Below are 18,853 nucleotides of genomic sequence, written 5' to 3'. Positions count from 1 at the left end.
ATGGTGGGAAAGGTCTTTTTGGTTGGTGCAGGTCCAGGGGACGCCAAGCTGATTACAGTAAAGGGCTGGGAATCAATCGGTAGAGCGGATGCAGTAGTGTATGATCGATTGGCTAGTCCAAGACTACTCAAACAAATGAAGCCCGGCGCGGTTAAGATATATGTGGGTAAGCGCCCGGATCGACATACGATGAAGCAGGAGGAAATCAACCAGCTATTGGTTGATCTCGCACTGGAAGGCAAGGTTGTGGTCCGTCTTAAAGGTGGAGACCCGACGATATTCGGACGCGTAGGTGAAGAGGCTGATCTGCTACGCAAAAACGGCGTTCCTTTTGAAATCGTACCTGGTGTAACCTCAGCAATAAGTGTACCTGCTTACGCCGGAATACCTGTGACCCACCGCGACTATGCTTCCTCCATTTCCATCATTACGGGGCATGAGAATCCGGACAAGCTTGACCGCAGTATCCATTGGGATAAAGTGACGAATGCAACAGGCACACTTGTATTTATGATGGGCGTTTCCAAAATTGGATATATCAGCGAACAGTTGATTCGTCACGGACGCCCGGCACAAACACCGGTGGCATTAATTCGCTGGGGTACAAGAGCAGAACAGGTTACGATTACAGGCACCCTTGAAGATATCGAAGCAAAAGTCACCGCTGCAAACTTCCAACCGCCCGCGGTCATTGTTGTTGGTGAGGTAGTGAACCAGCGCGAGCAGTTGAAATGGGCGGAAGCGCTGCCGCTGTTTGGCAAACGCATTCTGGTAACGCGGGCACGCAGTCAGGCTAGCGAATTAGTGAACCGGATTGAGGAACTTGGCGGTGAACCCTATGAATTTCCAGTCATTGAGACCGTGATGCCATCAAGGGAGTCGGCACAGGAAAGTATCAAACAGGCTTTTGGTGTGTTAAATACGTTTGACTGGGTATTTTTCACGAGTGTGAACGGGGTGGATTTCTTCTTCCGTCATTTGGAGCAACAGGGCAAGGATGTCCGTGCGCTCCATCAAGCTAGAATTGCTGCGGTAGGACCTTCTACTGGGGAAGCTCTGCGTAAGTATGGCATTGTAGCGGAAGTCATCCAAGGGCCATTTCAGGCCGAAGGTATGCTTGAAGCTTTTGAAAGTGAACTGAAGGAAGGCCAGAGGGTTCTTTTACCGCATGGAGATCTTGCACGCTCCTGGTTGCCTGAACAGTTGAGGGAACGGGGACTCCTAGTCACCGAGGCAATTATCTATGACACCATTCTGGCTGGCGAGGATGACGATGAACTGCTGAAACTGCTTGAAGAGGGCGGCATTCATGCGATGACCTTCACGAGTTCATCCACCGTCACCAATTTCATGAGCATTCTGAAACGGATGGGATTGCAGGACCCCTTGCCTTTATTGAAAAACGTAGAGGTTGCGTGTATCGGTCCAGTTACAGCCAAGACGGCAGAAACAGCAGGTTTGAAGGTCACCATGATGGCTGAAGAAGCAACGATTGAGAGCCTGATCTCTGTCTTGTGTGAGTGGGAACGAAAACCTGTTACGGAAGCTGCCTTTCCCCATTAAACATATAAATTGAACCGCAATCGATAAATGAAGCGTGCTGAATTCGTTACGATACCGGCGCGCTTCGCTTTTTGTACCATATAACAACTATTTAGGGAGGTTTCACACGTATGAGTTTTCCAATTGTACGGCATCGCCGTTTACGTCAATCTACAGGTATTCGAAATATGGTGAGAGAGACCCATTTGACTGTGGATGACTTTATCCAACCGATCTATGTGACTTATGGTGAAAATGTAAAATCCGAGATCAAATCCATGCCGGGCGTATTCCGCTTCTCGTTGGATCGTCTGCAGGAAGAAGTGAGGGAGATTGCCGAACTGGGTATTCCGGCTGTGCTGTTATTCGGTATTCCCGAAACCAAAGATAGTGTCGGTTCGTCTGGGTTCGCGGAAGATGGCATTGTACAGGAAGCGACGAAGCTGATTAAATCCTGGTATCCTGAGCTGCTGGTTGTTGCTGATACCTGTCTGTGCGAATTCACGGATCATGGTCATTGTGGCATGGTGCACACCGTTGAAGTGGACGGTCACATTTGCGGAGATGTTCTCAATGACGAATCGCTGGATCTGCTCGTGAAAACGGCAGTATCCCAAGCTAAGGCAGGTGCGGACATCATTGCTCCTTCCAACATGATGGACGGATTCGTTCAAGCGATCCGTGCTGGACTGGATGAGAATGGTTTCAGTCACATTCCGATTATGTCCTATGCGGTGAAATATGCGTCGGCATTTTACGGTCCATTCCGCGAAGCTGCGGATTCAACGCCACAATTCGGAGATCGTAAGTCGTATCAGATGGACCCGGCGAACGCTCGTGAAGCATTGCGTGAAGCCGAAACCGATGTGATGGAAGGAGCGGACATGTTGATGGTGAAACCTTCACTGTCCTATCTGGATGTCATGCGTACGATCAAGGACCAATTCGATCTACCACTGGTTGCTTATAACGTAAGTGGAGAGTATGCCATGGTGAAGGCAGCGGCGATTCAAGGCTGGATTGATGAGAAGAAAGTGGCTATGGAAATTCTGTTGAGTATGAAACGTGCGGGTGCAGATATGATTATTACGTACTACGGAAAAGACGCTTCACGCTGGTTGGCAGAGAAATAAGAAATAACAGGTTGCTTCAATAACAGCTAGGATGAACAAAACTTATTATGGTTAATCAAAATTATATAAAAGGCCCCTCCAATAAAGTTTGGAGGGGACTCATCACTAAGGAGGATGTTCATGACTGCACAACAAGGAACTCGTCGCAATGATGAGCGCTCACGCAGCGCATTTGAAGAAGCCAAGCAGTACATACCTGGAGGTGTAAACAGCCCGGTTCGGGCGTTCAAATCGGTTGGGCTTACCCCGATCTATGCAGAGCGCGGAGAAGGCTCCAAAATCTATGATATTGATAGCAATGTTTTTATTGATTATGTGGGATCATGGGGTCCGCTCATTATGGGACATGCACATCCTGACGTTGTAGAAGCATTGCGTGAGACAGCCCTTAAAGGAACCAGCTTTGGTGCGCCAACGTTGCTGGAGACAGAGATGGCAAAACTCGTCTGTGAACGTGTGCCGTCGATTGATATTGTGCGGATGGTGAATTCTGGTACAGAAGCGACGATGAGTGCGATTCGTCTGGCACGTGGTGTAACAGGACGTAGTAAAATTTTGAAGTTTGAAGGCTCGTATCACGGTCATGCCGACAGCTTGCTAATTAAAGCGGGATCTGGCGTAGCGACTCTTGGTCTGCCCGACAGCCCGGGTGTTCCTGAAGGTGTGGCTATAAATACGATAACGGTTCCATACAATGACCTGGAGTCGGTGAAGCTTTCTTTTGAACGTTACGGTGAAGAACTGGCTGCCATCATTGTGGAGCCTGTAGCCGGTAATATGGGCGTTGTGCCTCCTGTTCCGGGCTTTCTTGAAGGACTGCGCAGTTTGACGTCTCAATACGGCAGCCTGCTCATTTTTGACGAGGTCATGACCGGTTTCCGTGTGGGACTGAACTGTGCACAGGGAAGATACGGCGTTACACCTGACCTGACCTGCTTGGGTAAAGTCATCGGCGGCGGGCTTCCGGTCGGCGCTTATGGCGGCAGACGCGATCTGATGGAACAGATTGCTCCGACCGGACCGATCTATCAGGCAGGTACATTGAGCGGCAATCCGCTGGCTATGGCAGCAGGCTATACCACGCTCAAATTGCTGACACCGGAGGTCTATGACCGCTTGGAGACGCTGTCTGCACGCTTGCAGGTCGGGTTTGAAAAGAATGCAGCAGAGACGGGTGTCGCGATTACGATTAACCGTGTTGGTTCAATGGTTTGTCCATTTTTCAGTGCTGTTCCGGTTACGAATTATGATATTGCCAAAGAAAGCAATCTGGATCAATTCCGTCGTTACTTTGCGGCCATGATTGATCAAGGTGTAAGTGTTGCACCTTCCCAATACGAAGGCATGTTTGTCTCTGGCGTGCATACGGAGCAGGATATTGACGATACGATCGAGGCGAACCGTAAGGCGCTTCAATCATTATGACCATTAAAAGTTGGAAACGCCGTGGGGAATGGCTTGAGCTGATGCCAGGCAAAGTGGTGACAGGAAGTTCAGACAGACAGGCTGCTGCAGAGCAGTGGCTTCTGTCTGAACTTCAGATACCAGAGAAAATGTTGCGTCAGCTAAAGACGAATCAGGGCATACAACTGGCAGGGGACCGGCTTCGGCTGGCCCTTTTTGCGTCTCAGCCAATCGATGTTGAGCCTAGGTGGGCAGATATTGATGTTTTGTATGAGGATGATTTCTGTCTGGTCGTGCATAAACCGGCAGGAATGAAGCTGCATCCCGATGGGAGCCGTGCGAATCTATCTATTACACTGGATCATGCGGTTGCCTCCTATTACGAAATGAGTAGCATCCAGGCTAATGTACGCCATGTTCATCGTCTGGACGAGGACACAACGGGTCCTGTTTTATATGCCAAAAATGCTTTTGCCCTCGCCAAACTGGATGAAGCGATGCGGCGTAAAGACATTGGCCGCCATTACGTCGCCATTGCAGGTGGTCAGATATCCAAGGAGTTGAATACGATTGATGCTCCAATTGGAAAGGACAGGCATCACAAGCAACGCAGACGTGTCTCGGAAGGTGGGCAGGAAGCGGTAACCCATGTGGAGATTGTGGAGGTATGGGATAGAGCTACCCTTGTACGGCTGACACTGGATACAGGACGCACACACCAGATTCGGGTGCATTTAAGTTATGCAGGACACCCCCTTATTGGAGATGAGTTATACGGGGGCAGAAAGGATTCAATTGGCCGGCAGGCGCTTCATGGTGAGACACTGAGTTTTGGTCATCCGCTGACAGGGGTACGAATTGAAGTGGCTGACCCTTGGCCGCCGGATTTCGAACAACTGGCACAACGTGAAGGCAAGGACCAATAAACCGGAAAGGTTTGCACAAAAGGTGGCATGCTCATCTCATTCAAGGCATATAGATGGGGTAACGAAGGATTTGGACCATGGATCAGTCCCATGAGAAGGATCATGGTGAACATATGCCGAAAGGAGGACGCCACCTTTGTTGAATCAACCTTATGGTTTGCGGTTCGATATTTATGAGCGCGTTCATTTGTCAGAGGGAGTCCCTGCGATTGAGGAACTGGAGGAAATTGAGTTATACCCCCGCATTCAGGTGATAGGTCAGGATGATCATGCCACATTGCGAGGCCATCTTTTGCTAACAGGTGCGTATCGGGGAGAGAACGAGATCTCGGAGGAACTCAAACATTTTATCCCGGTGGAGATCACAGTACCCCTGAACCGGGTAAGATCGCTTGAGGATATTTCCATTGAGATCGAAAATTTTGACGTCGATTTGTTATCCAACCGAAGTTTGAACATTACAGGCGTATTGTCGCTTCGCGGCATTGAGGGCTTTCCGGTGGAGGAGCCGCAGGTCTGGTCAGCAGATGAGTTTACCGTTGTACATTCGCCCGACCCTCAGCAGAGCGACCGTTCGGCTGAAACAGAGCAGACAGGCAGCTATCCCAATGTATTTGCTCAGGAATATCTGCTTCAACGGAGCGAAGAGGAATTGCAGCAGGAACATCTATTTCAAGCTTCTCCTGAACAGTTTCAGTCCTGGCAGCATGGGGATGGGAACGCGGAGCAAAGCAAAATATTGGCTGAAAACGAAGAGTCCTCGTCCTTGAGGGACAAGGAGGATGATGCGCAAGCGGAAGTGTTCTCCGATACGCCTTCTCCAGTTTCGTCTTTTTTGGCGGAGACAGCCGACAGGTTGGCTTCTTACCCTGAATCTGAGCCTTTGCTTCCTCTGGCTGAAGAGCCGTCTGTTTGGTCCGAGCCTTCCGTCGAGACCTTACATACAAACTCAAGGAACTCGGAACAGGCCGATTCCAAACTGGACTCGCAGCCTTCGGATGAACCGGCAGCACCGAACGTTTGGCATTTTGAATCTGCCCGATCTGAACCCAAACAAGAGAATCAGGCGGTTGCAGATGTCCCGGCGGGTTCGCATTCAGAAAACTGGCAGGATGCCTTTGCAACGTCTGAACCGGAAATTTCGGAGGAAAACACACCTCCTCTTGAAGCGGGGGAGACGAGTGAACCCGCTGAAAAAGAATCTTTTATCCCTGAACCTGTGGCTGAGACGGAAGACAAGCCGGAGCTTAAGGTTGCTTTTGGCAGCAAGAGAGAATCTGCACCCAAACAGGAAGAGGGCGTAGGCATCTCCTCCTTGTTATCCTCTGGCAGGGTGACACGGGAGGCGGAGGCTGAACGGGAGCAAGAGGCACTTGCTGGAGTCCAGCAGCAAGAAGCATACTCGCCTGATGATGTAGAGTGGAAGAAGCTGTTTCTCGGCACCATTGTTGATCAGACCCCGTTCCGTAAAGTGAAGTTATGCATTGTACAGCGTGAAGAGACGCTCGATACCATTGCAGACCGATATCAGTTAAGTACCCGAGAGCTCCAGTTGTATAATCGTTTGTCCGAACAGGTTGTGGAAGAAGGACAGATTCTATATATCCCTTAACCTGTAGGCTGGTTTAATGACCATTTCGACCCGTGATCCCTTGAGGATGGCGGGTTTTTGCTTTGTCAGCCCTCAACCTGCATTGCAGCGCGCTTTTTCCGCTGTTGTCAGGTTGACTATCGGGCACGGGCAGGGTATGATGTGTTTAGGTTTTTTGAAGAACAACGTGGATCGGGAGTAGTAGACAGTATGACCTTTCAGAGAGCGGGATTGTAGCGCTGGGAAATTCCGTAGGAACCAACTGATCGAAGTCGCCCGGGAGTTGCCTGTTTGAATACAAGGGATGAGTAACTTTAGTATCATTCATTCCTAAGGTAGGATGGGCCGGTCGCAGCCGTTATCTGCTTGAAGTGTCACGTAAGTACAGAAGGGGTAGTCTATCTTTCTATCTGCGTGAAACAAAGGTGGTACCGCGAAAGCTAACCTTTCGTCCTTTGATGGATGAAAGGTTTTTTTGTTTTTTGGCGATGATGAATAAGTAACGGAGGAATGACACATGTCTGAACAAAAAAATTCAGCTGCAACAGAGATGCCGACCACGTATGATCCGAAAGCTGCGGAACAAAAATGGTATTCCACTTGGATGGAAAATGGATATTTCAAGGCAGGCCAGCGTAAAGATGCTGAGCCTTATACGATTGTAATTCCACCCCCGAACGTAACCGGAATGCTCCATATCGGGCATGCGCTCGATTTTACACTGCAGGATATTCTGATTCGTACCAAGCGGATGCAGGGCTATGATGCACTATGGTTGCCGGGTTCTGACCATGCAGGGATTGCTACCCAAACCAAAGTGGAGCAGAAATTGCGTGAAGAAGGTCAGACTCGGTATGATCTGGGACGTGAGAAGTTTCTGGAGAGAGTATGGGACTGGAAAGAACAATACGCAACAACGATTCGTCAGCAATGGGGCAAAATGGGCTTGTCGCTCGACTACTCGCGTGAACGTTTTACACTGGATGAAGGTCTATCCCAGGCTGTGCGTAAAGTGTTTGTTCAACTGTATGAAAAAGGCCTCATTTATCGAGGCAAACGAATTATTAACTGGGACCCAGTGAACCGGACTGCACTGTCCGACATTGAGGTTGAATATAAAGAAGTTCAGGGTCACTTGTACCATCTGCGTTATCCGCTCAAAGACGGAAGTGGGTATGTTACAGTAGCGACAACTCGCCCGGAAACGATGCTGGGAGATACGGCAGTTGCTGTTCATCCGAAGGATGAGCGTTACGCAGATATGATTGGCAAGGTGCTTGTTCTGCCTATTATCGGACGCGAAATTCCGGTTATTGCAGATGAGTATGTAGATAAAGATTTCGGAAGCGGCGCCGTGAAAATTACGCCTGCTCATGATCCGAATGACTTTGAAGTGGGCCTTCGTCATGATCTGCCACAGATTACGGTGATGGATGAGACGGGTACGATGAATGCCGAAGCAGGCAAATATCAGGGACTGGATCGCAGCGACTGCCGTAAGCAGATTGTTGCCGACCTGCAAGAACAGGGCGTATTGATCAACATCGAGGATCATACGCATCAGGTTGGACACAGCGAACGTACAGGAGCTGTTGTTGAGCCGTATTTGTCGACACAGTGGTTTGTTGAGATGAAGCCACTCGCGGAGAAAGCGATTGAGAAGCAACAAAGCGGTGAAGGGGTTCGTTTTGTTCCGGATCGTTTTGAGAAAACGTATCTGAACTGGATCGAGAATGTTCGTGACTGGTGTATCTCTCGTCAATTGTGGTGGGGTCATCGTATTCCTGCCTGGTATGATGAAGAGACTGGAGAAGTTATTGTATCTGCTGAAGATCCGACAACCCTGCCAGAATACGCTGGGCGCAAGCTGAGACAGGATGAAGACGTTCTGGATACATGGTTCAGCTCCGCATTATGGCCGTTCTCTACATTAGGCTGGCCGGAAGACACGGAAGATCTGAAACGTTATTACCCGACAAGTGTATTAGTAACAGGGTATGACATTATTTATTTCTGGGTGGCGCGCATGATCTTTACCGCTCTGGAGTTCACGGAAGAGGTTCCGTTCAAAGATGTGCTGATGCACGGTCTTGTTCGTGATGCAGACGGACGCAAGATGTCCAAATCGCTTGGCAACGGTGTTGATCCGCTGGATGTGATTGAGCAATATGGCGCGGATGCTATGCGTTACATGATCTCTACCAGCAGCACTCCGGGTCAGGATCTCCGTTTCCGCTGGGAGCGTGTGGAACAGGCTCGTAACTTTGCGAACAAAATCTGGAATGCATCACGCTTCGCCCTGATGAATCTGGAAGGGTTCACCTATGAAGATCGCGATATTAGTGGAGATCTTGGAACAGCGGATTACTGGATTTTGCACCGCCTGAACGAAACTTCTCGTGATATTACGCGTCTAATCGAAGCGTATGAATTTGGAGAAACAGGCCGTTTGCTGTATAACTTTATTTGGGATGACCTGTGTGACTGGTATATTGAGTTTGCGAAGTTGTCCTTCTATGGGGAAGATCCGGTTGCCAAGAAGAAAACACAATCGGTGCTTGCTTATGTGCTGGATCAGACCATGCGCCTGATTCATCCGTTCATGCCTTACATCTCGGAAGAGATTTGGCAGCATCTGCCGCATGAGGGAGAGACGATCACGTTGGCTTCCTGGCCGGTATATGATCCTGCATTGGAGAACCCAGAAGCAGTTGCCGAGATGAATCTGCTTATGGATACCATCCGTGCAGTGCGAAACATCCGTGCAGAAGTGAATGTACCTATGAGCAAGAAAATCGAATTGATGGTGAAAGCGAACAACGCAGAGACATCCAGCATCATTGAACGCAACAGCCATTACATCAAACGTTTCTGTAATACGTCCGAGTTCGACAGCGGCCTGGATCTGAGCTCACCGGATAAAGCAATGACTGCTGTCATTACTGGGGCTGAGCTGTACTTGCCGCTGGCGGGTCTTATTGATATTGATCAGGAAGTGGCTCGTCTGGAGAAAGAGTTGCAGAACCTTGAGGGCGAAGTACTCCGTGTGGAGAAAAAGCTGGCGAACGAAGGCTTTGTTGCCAAGGCTCCTGCCAAGGTTATCGAGGAAGAGCGCGCCAAGCAAGCGGATTATTCCGATAAACGGGATAAAGTGATTGCACGAATCAAGGAACTGAAAGGTTAATGTATTCGGGTCGGATGGAGTGCTTTTGCGCCATCCGGCCGCTTTTTTCAACCAAACTCAAACCAAAGGTGAATCATATGACGGAACTTAACGGGACAGAAAAAGCAGCTCCTTTACTTACCTATGACGAGGCAGTCAACTGGATCAATGGCCTTATTCCTTTCGGCATCCGACCCGGATTGGAACGAATCGAGGGATTGATGTCATTGCTGGGCAATCCTCACCAGCGTCTCAAATTTATTCATGTCGCGGGAACGAACGGCAAAGGTTCGACTTGCGCTTTTTTGACGTCAGTGCTGCTTCAGGCGGGATATGATGTTGGAACCTTCACATCCCCTTATATCACCAAATTCACGAACCGTTTTCAATACAACGGGGAGGACATCCCGGAAGAGACACTGCTAAAACTCGCGAATCGTCTTCATCCGTTGGTCCAAGAGATGGCATTGACTCCCCTTGGATCACCTACGATGTTTGAGGTGTCTACATCAATCGCCCTTCTGTATTATGCGGAAGAATGCTACCCGGACATTGTAGTATGGGAGACAGGGCTCGGGGGAAGGATGGACGTAACGAACATTGTTACACCCGTGGTATCGGTCATTACCAATATCGGTATGGACCATACGGATGTACTGGGAGATACGATTGAGGCGATTGCAGGAGAGAAGGCAGGCATTATTAAGGCGGGGGTACCCGTTGTTACCTGTGCCACGCAGCCAGAGGCTGTGAAGGTGATTCGGGAGACCGCACAACGGTTAAGTTCAACCGTGTATCTGGCGGGAGATCGTTTCTCCTATCATAGACTGGACAGTGATGAGAACGGTCAATCCTTTCATTTTACAGGACCGTTCCGTGATCTGGACGCTCGTATTCGTATGCAGGGCGTATATCAATGCGACAATGCAGCGGGCGCACTTATGGTACTGGAGTTGCTTCGCCAATACATGGCATTTATGCTGGATGATGAAGATATTGCGCTTGGACTGGAGAATGCCTTCTGGGCAGGCCGGTTCGAGAAAGTGGTTGATCAGCCCCGCATTATTCTGGATGGAGCGCATAATCCGGAGGGGGCAGAATCGCTGGCCAAGAGCATTATCGACGTTTATCCTCACAACAAGTTAATTTTGATGATGGGCATGCTGGCGAATAAGCATCACGAAGCGTATTTGCAGCATATACTGCCACTAGTGGATACGCTGATCCTGACCGAGCCAGATTTCCGACGCAAAATGGATGCAGCCGAATTGCTGCAGATTGTCGAACGGGTACGTCCCGCCATTGCGAAACCGGACCTGGAAATCATCGTCGAGCCTGAATGGGCAAAGGCACTTGATCTATTGAAGTCACGGACGGAAGCGGAAGATCTGGGGGTGGTGTCCGGCACATTGTACCTGATTGCAGATGTGCGGGCAGCCCTTTTGCATCAAACCGATTCTGAAAAAGGTTGGTGAAAGTTTTGTTAAATACATCGGAACACGTTCATTTTATAGGGATTGGCGGATATGGCATGAGTGCCATCGCGAGAGTTATGCTTGAGATGGGATACACCGTTACCGGATCGGATGTCGCTTCACAGGAGTTGACCGAGAAGCTGGCAGCCAAGGGAGCGAAAATATATATCGGACATACGGCAGAGCACGTAAATGGGGCAGATTTGGTTGTCTACTCTACGGCAGCTCCGGCTGATAATGTGGAGCGGGTGGCAGCCAAACAACTGAACATCCCGATTCTACATCGTGCCCAGATGCTGGCGCGTTTGCTGAACGAGCGCAAGGGTGTGGCTGTGGCCGGGGCTCATGGCAAAACAACCACTTCATCCATGATTGCACTCGTTATGGAAAAATGTGATACAGACCCGACATACATCATTGGCGGGGAAATCATGAACGTGGGTACTAACGCCAAGGCAGGCCAAGGCGACTGGGTTGTTGCAGAGGCAGACGAAAGTGACGGTTCGTTTTTGCAGTATCACCCTTGGCTAGGCATTGTAACGAATATTGAAGCGGATCACCTTGAGAATTACAACAGTGATTTTGAGGAACTCAAAAAGGCTTATGTACAGTTCCTGAGTCAAATTCGTCCAGAGGGCACGGCCATTGTGTGTGCTGATGATGAGAATGTTCAAGCCATTTTGCCAGATCTGAAATCACGGGTGACCACATATGGTATTGATTATGCTGCTGATTATATGGCAACAGATATCGTGCTTGGTGATCGCCGAATTTCCTTTACGATGAGCCATCAGGGCAATGTTTTGGGTACGGTGGAGTTGTCAGTTCCAGGTAAACATAACGTTTATAATGCGATGGCTACGGTTATCACATGCTTGGAAGCAGGTATCCCATTTGAGAAAATTACGGCTGCCATTATCCAGTTCCATGGAGCGAAACGCAGATTCCAGGTGCTGGGCGAAGCGCATGATATGCTGATTATTGATGATTATGCTCATCACCCGACTGAGATTGAGGCTACGATCAGTGCGGCCAAAGCGACGGGGAAACGCATCATTGCGGTATTCCAGCCACAGCGTTACACACGTACATTCTTCCTGCTTGATGCGTTCAGTCGAGCCTTTGCAGAAGCGGATGAGGTTCTCATTACCGATATCTATTCCCCTGCAGGTGAAAAACAGATTGAAGGTGTGCACTCGGCCAGACTGGTTGAACTCATCGTTCAGAACAGTAATGCTTCTGCGCGTTATCTTCCGACCAAGGAAGAAGTGGTTGCAGATTTGCAGCACCGTCTTCAGCCAGGTGATCTTGTGCTCACGATGGGTGCAGGTGATATCTGGAAAGTTGGCGATACACTTGCCAAAGGGTTGAAATAAATACATTCGTAGAACCGTCTGACTTCATTTCGAAGCAGGCGGTTTTTTTGCATGAAATGGAATGTTTCTGATTCTCTCTGCATATAGCTGTTATAAATGGGACAAAGGAGAGGGTACGGGGTGAGCAATGCTAGAATGACGTTTCGCTTTGGGGATAACGAGTCGGACAAGCCTGAAAACAAGGGGATACCCACATCCAGCACATTTGCAGCTTTGAGTGAAGAAATTCCGCAGAGTCCAACGCCAACGCGGTTGAATACAACTCCTTCATGGACACCAGAGGATATTCCCGGTGACTGGGGAGAGACGGTGCTGACAGGCTCCACTGTACCTGAACCTTACCAAAAAACGGACAAGGATTCGAAACTTGATGAGTCCGAATACAATTATAATTATCATCTTACTGAATATCCGGGAGATGAGAATGAGAACAGGTCGGACGAGAATTATGGTGACCATAATTGGCTTGCAGATAGTGAAAACTATTCTTATAAGCGAAATCGTCCCCCAAGGGGCTGGAAAATGATTGGTTCAGTAAGCGGTGCGCTTGTAACTGGTGCCCTCTTCGGCATGGTTATTCTTTCTTTTTTCAATCGGGAAGGAGCCGTAGATCCTGGGAGCAAGATTCCCGCCAATCAGGCGGTTTCCGCTGTGACAGGTCAGGATGGAGTGGCAGGTTCGGAACAGCAGCTCCAGGCAGCTACTACAGGCGGCAGTTATTATGCACTGCAATACGGTGTATTCAGTTCTCCTGAACGCGCTGAACAAGCGAAGGTGGAACTGTCCCAGGCAGGCATTGCCGCAGGCTCCGACCCGGAGGATGGTAATCGGGTATACGCAGGCATTGCGGCTGACCGTGAGGAGGCCAAACTGCTTAGCTCAAGGCTTAAGGCCGAAGGTGTGGAACTGTACGTCAAGGAAATCGTCAACCCTGAAGTGAATCCAGCAGTATTCGGCGGAAAAGCAGAGGATGTCCAGCAGTTCTTCGCAAGCGGATCAACTTTGGTAGAACAACTGTCTACCCTCTCGATCCAGCAGCTCGGTCTGTCTGTTCCTGAAGCCGTCTCAACCGAAACAATGACCGCACTACAGAACCAGCATCAACTCTGGTTGACAGGTTTGAATAGTATTGCATCGGGTCTGACTGCAGAGGTACAACCCTATGTATCCGCGATGGACAAATCGATGAACAGTGCTGTAACCGCACTTGCCGAATACAACAAAAATCCGGCTAATGTGCATATGTGGTCTGTACAATCCAATCTGATGGAATATGTATTACAGCAAAAAAAATGGCTTGAAGCGATAAAACAGTAATCAACGCTTTCCCATAACACAGCCTTGAAATACCTATCCGGCAAGGAACTGGAAATAGTTCCCCTTGCCGGATTTGTGTTTGTATTGACGTACAAAACCCCGTATAATAATGTGGGTGTCAAAAAATGGCGAGGGAAGATCACCGATGAAAAAAAACTTCGGCATGTTATTGCTGTTTCTGCTGCTCGGCTGGCTGGCCGGTGCGTGGATCGCCAAGGCACTGCAGCCTGTAAAGGCAGTTGCCTTTCTAACGAAAGCCACGACCATTCGTTGGTCGCCGCAGGCTGATCTGGATATTATCAGTTATGACATTTCACTTCAATTTCAAATGAGCCTCCTGAGTCTGATCGGTATTATTGCTGCTGTATGGCTGTATCGCAGGTTATAGGAGAATGACGAATTTTGACGAAGAAACAAAAAAATGATATCTACTAGCGTGATCCGACAGGATGTCGCCGTAGCAAAAGGGGCCGGTTATTTTGGATAAAACACAACAGCGTCGCATTATTCTGGCTTCCACTTCGCCACGGCGTAAAGAACTGATTGCATCACTCCATCTAGCATTTGAAGTAATACCAAGTCATGCCGATGAAGATACACCGCCGGAATGGACTCCTGAACAGACGGTACAGGAGCTTGCGATGCGCAAGGCACTTGCCGTTTATCGTGAGCTGGAAGGCCGTGAACAGGATGCGGTTATTGTTGGTAGTGACACTGTTGTCGTTCTGGACGGTGATATTCTTGGTAAACCCGTAGACGAAGCGGACGCTGAACATATGTTATCTCGTCTACAGGGGCGTGTACACCGTGTTTTCACGGGAGTAGCCTGTATCGATGCAAGCAATGGGCAATCTATGGTTCAGTATCGGCAGACTGAAGTAACGATGAAGGAACTGTCTGACGCTACGATTCGTGCGTATGTTCAGACCGGGGAGCCTTCGGACAAGGCAGGATCATATGCCATTCAGGGCATTGGTGCTTCACTGATAGACCGTGTTGAAGGATGTTATTTCAATGTGGTGGGCCTACCGTTGTCCTTGCTTAGCGATATGCTGGATGGATTCGGCATACATGTACTGCCGCGTACATGAAATTCCGCAATTGACGATCTGAAAAGAGGGAACATATGGAGTCGCCTCAATATATGATGCGCGACATCCCCCAGGAAGAACGCCCGAGAGAACGCATGATGGAATACGGGGCGGGCGCCTTAAGCCATGCTGAATTGCTGGCCATCTTACTTCGAACAGGTACAAGACAGGAATCCGCAGTGCATATGGCACAGCGGATTCTGACCGAAGCGGGTGGAATTCGCTCGTTGATGGATTTGAGCATGGAAGAATTGACTGCGATGAAGGGAATCGGCATGGCCAAGGCTGTACAGTTGAAAGCCAGCATTGAGCTTGGTCATCGGATTGCGAAGAGCAGACTTACACAGTCAACTTCAATCCGTACCCCTCGTGATGCGGCCGATATCCTTACCGAACAATTGCGTTACTTGCAGAAAGAACACTTTGTGTGTCTATTCCTGAATAGCAAAAACCACATTATTGCCCAGGAAACACTCTCCATGGGTAGCCTTAACGCTTCGATTGTACATCCGCGTGAAGTGTTCCGGGCTGCCATCAAATGCAGCAGCGCCTCTATTGTGTGCGCACACAACCATCCCAGTGGTGATCCTACGCCTAGTCCAGAGGACATCCAAATAACCAAAAGACTGATCGAGGCCGGCGCAATTGTTGGCATAGACGTGCTGGATCACATTATTATCGGAGATGGAACGTACGTAAGTTTGAAGGAGAAGGGCTTAGTATAATATAATGGTTGGCGTTGATGTTTTCCTATGAATGTTGACGGCGTTGTCCGTAGAAGATAGGTTCACTTTACAAATGCAAAACAATGCAACACAAAACAAATGCGAATATTAGCTCCGCCATTGTGGTGGGAATGAAAATGAAACGCTCTTGATTAACCGGGGCGGCTATATGAGGCAGAAAAGGAGATTACGTCATGTTTGGTGGTTTTACGAAAGATTTGGGTATTGATTTGGGGACAGCGAATACTTTGGTTTATGTACGTGGAAAAGGAATTGTGGTGCGCGAACCTTCGGTAGTCGCTCTGCGGACGGATACAAAAAGCATTGAGGCAGTCGGGGAATCTGCCAAAAAAATGATTGGACGTACACCAGGTAACATTCGTGCAATTCGTCCAATGAAAGACGGCGTTATTGCAGATTTCGACATCACGGCAACAATGCTCAAATACTTTATTCGTCAGGCGCAAAAGCAACGCTCCATGTTCCAACGTCATCCTAACGTGATGGTATGTGTACCATCCGGGATTACTGCGGTAGAACAACGTGCCGTTGAAGATGCGACAAAACAAGCGGGTGCACGTGAAGCCTACACGATTGAAGAGCCCTTTGCGGCTGCAATTGGTGCAGATCTACCGGTATGGGAGCCAACGGGAAGTATGGTGGTGGATATCGGTGGCGGTACAACCGAAGTGGCTGTTATTTCCCTGGGTGGGATTGTAACGAGTCGTTCGGTTCGAGTAGCTGGTGACGAGATGGATGAATCCGTTATTCAATACATTAAACGCCAGTATAATCTGATGATCGGTGAACGTACATCCGAGCAGTTGAAGATGGATATCGGATCAGCTATGCCACTTGAGCAAGTGGAAACAATGGAAATTCGTGGACGTGACCTCGTTACAGGTCTGCCGAAGACGATTACGATTACATCAGACGAAATCAGTGAAGCTCTGGCAGATACGGTGAATGCCATTGTTGAAGCTGTAAAAGTAACACTTGAGAAATGTCCTCCTGAGCTGGCAGCGGATATTATGGACCGTGGTATTGTTCTCACAGGTGGCGGTGCATTGCTTCGCAATCTGGACAAGCTGCTTGCTGGTGAGACAGGAATGCCTGTTATCGTAGCAGAGAACCCGCTCGATTGCGTTGCAATCGGAACAGGTAAAGCGCTTGAGAATATCCATTTATTCAAGAGCAGAAGCAGTTCGGCAGTTCGTTCCAAACGATAATTGATTACTCCCTTGCTTGGCTCGCTTATCGACCAAGGGGCATGATATCAACGAAGAGGACCTGGCTTAGGCTGGGAGAGCTATTACCCGCATACCCGGGGAGAATTGACTGATATTCTCGAAGGGACTATAAGTCTGACAGTCTCCCCGCCGGGCATGGCTCGGAAGAGAATAATGGATGTTAGAGGGTGGTCGAACTGTTTAAACTGCTGGGTAACAAAAGACTTTTTGTTTTGCTGGTGGGCCTTGTTACATTTATCGCGTTAATGGGCTTTACGCTCGGTCCGCGAACCGCTCTATCCTGGCCGGAGAAATTCCTGAAGGATTCAGTCGGATTTGTACAATACGTATTTTACAAGCCCGCTTCTTCTGTAGCGGGCTTTTTCAAAGATTTGGCGAACATGCGTACGGTATATCAAGAAAATGAAGAACTTCGCATAGCAATGGGTCACTATACCCGAGATCGGCTGAAATACAATGATATGGAACAGGTGAATGAACAGCTCCAGAAAGCTCTCAATTTTACCGAGGAACAAAAGAATCGGTATAACTACGGTTCACGAATTGCTCAAGTTATCAGTGCCAATTCCGACCCAAACAGCAGAACGATTAATATCGACATCGGTGAAAATGCAGGGATTAAACCTGGGATGGCCGTCACTTCTCAGGAAGGGCTGGTTGGGGTTGTCAGTCATGTCAGCTCATATACGTCCACAGTGAATCTGTTGACTTCCATGGACGCCAATGATCCAACATCCAATGCCATTGCAGCTACAGCAGTTGGTAAAGAAAAAGTGTTTGGCATGATCGAGAGTTATGATCCGAAGACAGGTATGCTCAAAATGACCAAGATTTCGGAAGACTCCAATATCAAGAAGGGTGATGAAATCATCTCCTCTGGAATTATCAACAATTTTCCGAAGTACATGCGGATAGGGGAAGTGGAGAAGGTTGAAGTTGGGGAATACGGTTTGACACGAACTGCGATTATTAAGCCATATGCAAGCTTTCTGGACTGGAAAGAGCTGATTGTGATCATCCCACCTGAGGTAAAAGAGTAATGGTGACGCGTAAGCAAGTCTTATTCCTGGTGCTGTTCGTTTTGTTCATTGTTGAAGGAACGATCCTTCCGCTACTCATTCCTTCGGGCTGGCAAATGCGCATTTCTGCCAATCTGGTTTACATCGTGATTTTATTTATCGCTGTATATCATCATCGGCACACAGCGTTGGTGCTTGGCATACTATTTGGACTGTTGCACGACGTCGTATTTTACGGCGAAATGATTGGACCCTACGGATTCTCTATGGGATTGTCAGCATATATGATGGGACTTATTTTCCAAGCGCCGCGTGCACCACTGCCTGTTATGGTTTCCGTCGTCCTTTTGGGAAGTCTGCTGAATGACACCATGTTATTCTTTCTGTACAAGCTCTTCCAACTCAATCACGTGACATTTGACTGGGCGTTGCTTGAGTATATGATTCCCAATTTGTTTATTCATTTTGTGTTCGCGCTGATCATTTATGTTCCTCTTCGGAAACAACTGGAGCGGATTGGTAAGAGAAAGAGCAAAGCACAAGAAGCTTCTTGAACCATTTTTGGAGTGAGAAGCAGGAACTTGGGGACCCGGGCACGAAATGTAATGAGATGGGAGGGACAGGCTTATGACGGTAAAATCGAATCACGTAACGATTAAAGGCATCCGAGACGGCCTGGTTTTCCTGTTGGACGATCAATGTGAATTCGAGGAATTGCTCTACGAGCTCCGCTATAAGCTGGAACACAGCCATCAAAATATTTTGACCGGACCGATTGTTCATGTGGATATCAAACTGGGCAGCCGGGAAGTGACGGAGGACCAGAAAGAAGCAATTCTTG

General features: G+C 48.7%; 15 protein-coding genes, 1 pseudogene and 1 other annotated feature. All 16 genes and pseudogenes read left to right on the top strand.

Annotated features, from left to right (window positions below; all coding sequences use genetic code 11):
- A complete protein-coding gene (gene cobA / locus AMS66_RS23485; RefSeq protein WP_053783106.1) occupies nt 1-1,563 on the top strand; it encodes a uroporphyrinogen-III C-methyltransferase in 1,563 nt (520 codons plus the stop codon).
- Between the two features lie 110 nt (nt 1,564-1,673).
- Nucleotides 1,674-2,675, top strand: coding sequence for a porphobilinogen synthase (gene hemB / locus AMS66_RS23480; protein ID WP_053783105.1), 1,002 nt, complete (start codon nt 1,674-1,676; stop codon nt 2,673-2,675).
- Between the two features lie 120 nt (nt 2,676-2,795).
- On the top strand, nt 2,796-4,100 hold the full coding sequence (gene hemL, locus AMS66_RS23475; RefSeq protein WP_053783104.1) for a glutamate-1-semialdehyde 2,1-aminomutase: 1,305 nt from the start codon (nt 2,796-2,798) through the stop codon (nt 4,098-4,100).
- Nucleotides 4,097-5,005 (top strand): RluA family pseudouridine synthase, encoded by a 909-nt coding sequence (locus AMS66_RS23470; protein WP_053783103.1) that lies wholly within the window; start codon nt 4,097-4,099, stop codon nt 5,003-5,005. The genes hemL and AMS66_RS23470 overlap by 4 nt, the downstream gene beginning before the upstream one ends.
- Before the next feature lie 136 nt (nt 5,006-5,141).
- A complete protein-coding gene (locus tag AMS66_RS23465; RefSeq protein WP_053783102.1) occupies nt 5,142-6,617 on the top strand; it encodes a LysM peptidoglycan-binding domain-containing protein in 1,476 nt (491 codons plus the stop codon).
- 158 nt (nt 6,618-6,775) lie between these two features.
- Nucleotides 6,776-7,055: a binding site (T-box leader), on the top strand.
- 58 nt (nt 7,056-7,113) lie between these two features.
- Nucleotides 7,114-9,780 carry a valine--tRNA ligase gene (locus tag AMS66_RS23460; RefSeq protein WP_053783101.1) on the top strand — a complete coding sequence of 889 codons (2,667 nt, stop codon included), beginning with the start codon at nt 7,114-7,116 and terminating at the stop codon, nt 9,778-9,780.
- A 77-nt stretch (nt 9,781-9,857) separates the two neighbouring features.
- Nucleotides 9,858-11,234 carry a bifunctional folylpolyglutamate synthase/dihydrofolate synthase gene (locus AMS66_RS23455; protein ID WP_053783100.1) on the top strand — a complete coding sequence of 459 codons (1,377 nt, stop codon included), beginning with the start codon at nt 9,858-9,860 and terminating at the stop codon, nt 11,232-11,234.
- Nucleotides 11,235-11,290: 56 nt separating this feature from the next.
- Nucleotides 11,291-12,610, top strand: a complete 1,320-nt coding sequence (gene murC, locus AMS66_RS23450) for a UDP-N-acetylmuramate--L-alanine ligase (protein ID WP_053783099.1) — start codon at nt 11,291-11,293, stop codon at nt 12,608-12,610.
- A gap of 120 nt (nt 12,611-12,730) precedes the next feature.
- Nucleotides 12,731-13,927: an SPOR domain-containing protein gene (locus AMS66_RS23445; protein ID WP_053783098.1), complete on the top strand. Its 1,197-nt coding sequence runs from the start codon at nt 12,731-12,733 to the stop codon at nt 13,925-13,927.
- A 145-nt stretch (nt 13,928-14,072) separates the two neighbouring features.
- A complete protein-coding gene (locus AMS66_RS23440; protein WP_024633972.1) occupies nt 14,073-14,315 on the top strand; it encodes a DUF4321 domain-containing protein in 243 nt (80 codons plus the stop codon).
- A 91-nt stretch (nt 14,316-14,406) separates the two neighbouring features.
- The gene (locus AMS66_RS23435) at nt 14,407-15,018 is read left to right on the top strand and encodes a Maf family protein (RefSeq protein ID WP_053783097.1); all 612 of its coding nucleotides are present in this window, start codon (nt 14,407-14,409) and stop codon (nt 15,016-15,018) included.
- 35 nt (nt 15,019-15,053) lie between these two features.
- Nucleotides 15,054-15,743 carry a RadC family protein gene (radC, locus tag AMS66_RS23430; protein ID WP_053783096.1) on the top strand — a complete coding sequence of 230 codons (690 nt, stop codon included), beginning with the start codon at nt 15,054-15,056 and terminating at the stop codon, nt 15,741-15,743.
- A gap of 194 nt (nt 15,744-15,937) precedes the next feature.
- Nucleotides 15,938-16,972 (top strand): rod shape-determining protein, encoded by a 1,035-nt coding sequence (locus AMS66_RS23425; RefSeq protein WP_053783095.1) that lies wholly within the window; start codon nt 15,938-15,940, stop codon nt 16,970-16,972.
- Nucleotides 16,973-17,160: 188 nt separating this feature from the next.
- On the top strand, nt 17,161-18,033 hold the full coding sequence (gene mreC / locus AMS66_RS23420) for a rod shape-determining protein MreC (RefSeq protein WP_053783094.1): 873 nt from the start codon (nt 17,161-17,163) through the stop codon (nt 18,031-18,033).
- Nucleotides 18,033-18,566, top strand: a complete 534-nt coding sequence (mreD, locus tag AMS66_RS23415) for a rod shape-determining protein MreD (protein ID WP_053783093.1) — start codon at nt 18,033-18,035, stop codon at nt 18,564-18,566. The genes mreC and mreD overlap by 1 nt, the downstream gene beginning before the upstream one ends.
- A 73-nt stretch (nt 18,567-18,639) precedes the next feature.
- A pseudogene (locus tag AMS66_RS34115) lies at nt 18,640-18,853 on the top strand (septum site-determining protein MinC); the annotation flags it as partial.

The sequence above is a fragment of the Paenibacillus xylanivorans genome, assembly GCF_001280595.1.
GTDB lineage: Bacteria > Bacillota > Bacilli > Paenibacillales > Paenibacillaceae > Paenibacillus > Paenibacillus xylanivorans.
This window is presented reverse-complemented; position numbering and strand designations above follow the sequence as displayed.

Excerpts from the sequence above, each read along its gene's own strand:
- cobA (WP_053783106.1), top strand. The coding sequence starts at position 1 with ATGGTGGGAAAGGTCTTTTTGGTTGGTGCAGGTCCAGGGGACGCCAAG.
- hemB (WP_053783105.1), top strand. The coding sequence starts at position 1,674 with ATGAGTTTTCCAATTGTACGGCATCGCCGTTTACGTCAATCTACAGGT.
- hemL (WP_053783104.1), top strand. The coding sequence starts at position 2,796 with ATGACTGCACAACAAGGAACTCGTCGCAATGATGAGCGCTCACGCAGC.
- AMS66_RS23470 (WP_053783103.1), top strand. The coding sequence starts at position 4,097 with ATGACCATTAAAAGTTGGAAACGCCGTGGGGAATGGCTTGAGCTGATG.
- AMS66_RS23460 (WP_053783101.1), top strand. The coding sequence starts at position 7,114 with ATGTCTGAACAAAAAAATTCAGCTGCAACAGAGATGCCGACCACGTAT.
- AMS66_RS23455 (WP_053783100.1), top strand. The coding sequence starts at position 9,858 with ATGACGGAACTTAACGGGACAGAAAAAGCAGCTCCTTTACTTACCTAT.
- murC (WP_053783099.1), top strand. The coding sequence starts at position 11,291 with ATGAGTGCCATCGCGAGAGTTATGCTTGAGATGGGATACACCGTTACC.
- AMS66_RS23440 (WP_024633972.1), top strand. The coding sequence starts at position 14,073 with ATGAAAAAAAACTTCGGCATGTTATTGCTGTTTCTGCTGCTCGGCTGG.
- radC (WP_053783096.1), top strand. The coding sequence starts at position 15,054 with ATGGAGTCGCCTCAATATATGATGCGCGACATCCCCCAGGAAGAACGC.
- AMS66_RS23425 (WP_053783095.1), top strand. The coding sequence starts at position 15,938 with ATGTTTGGTGGTTTTACGAAAGATTTGGGTATTGATTTGGGGACAGCG.
- mreD (WP_053783093.1), top strand. The coding sequence starts at position 18,033 with ATGGTGACGCGTAAGCAAGTCTTATTCCTGGTGCTGTTCGTTTTGTTC.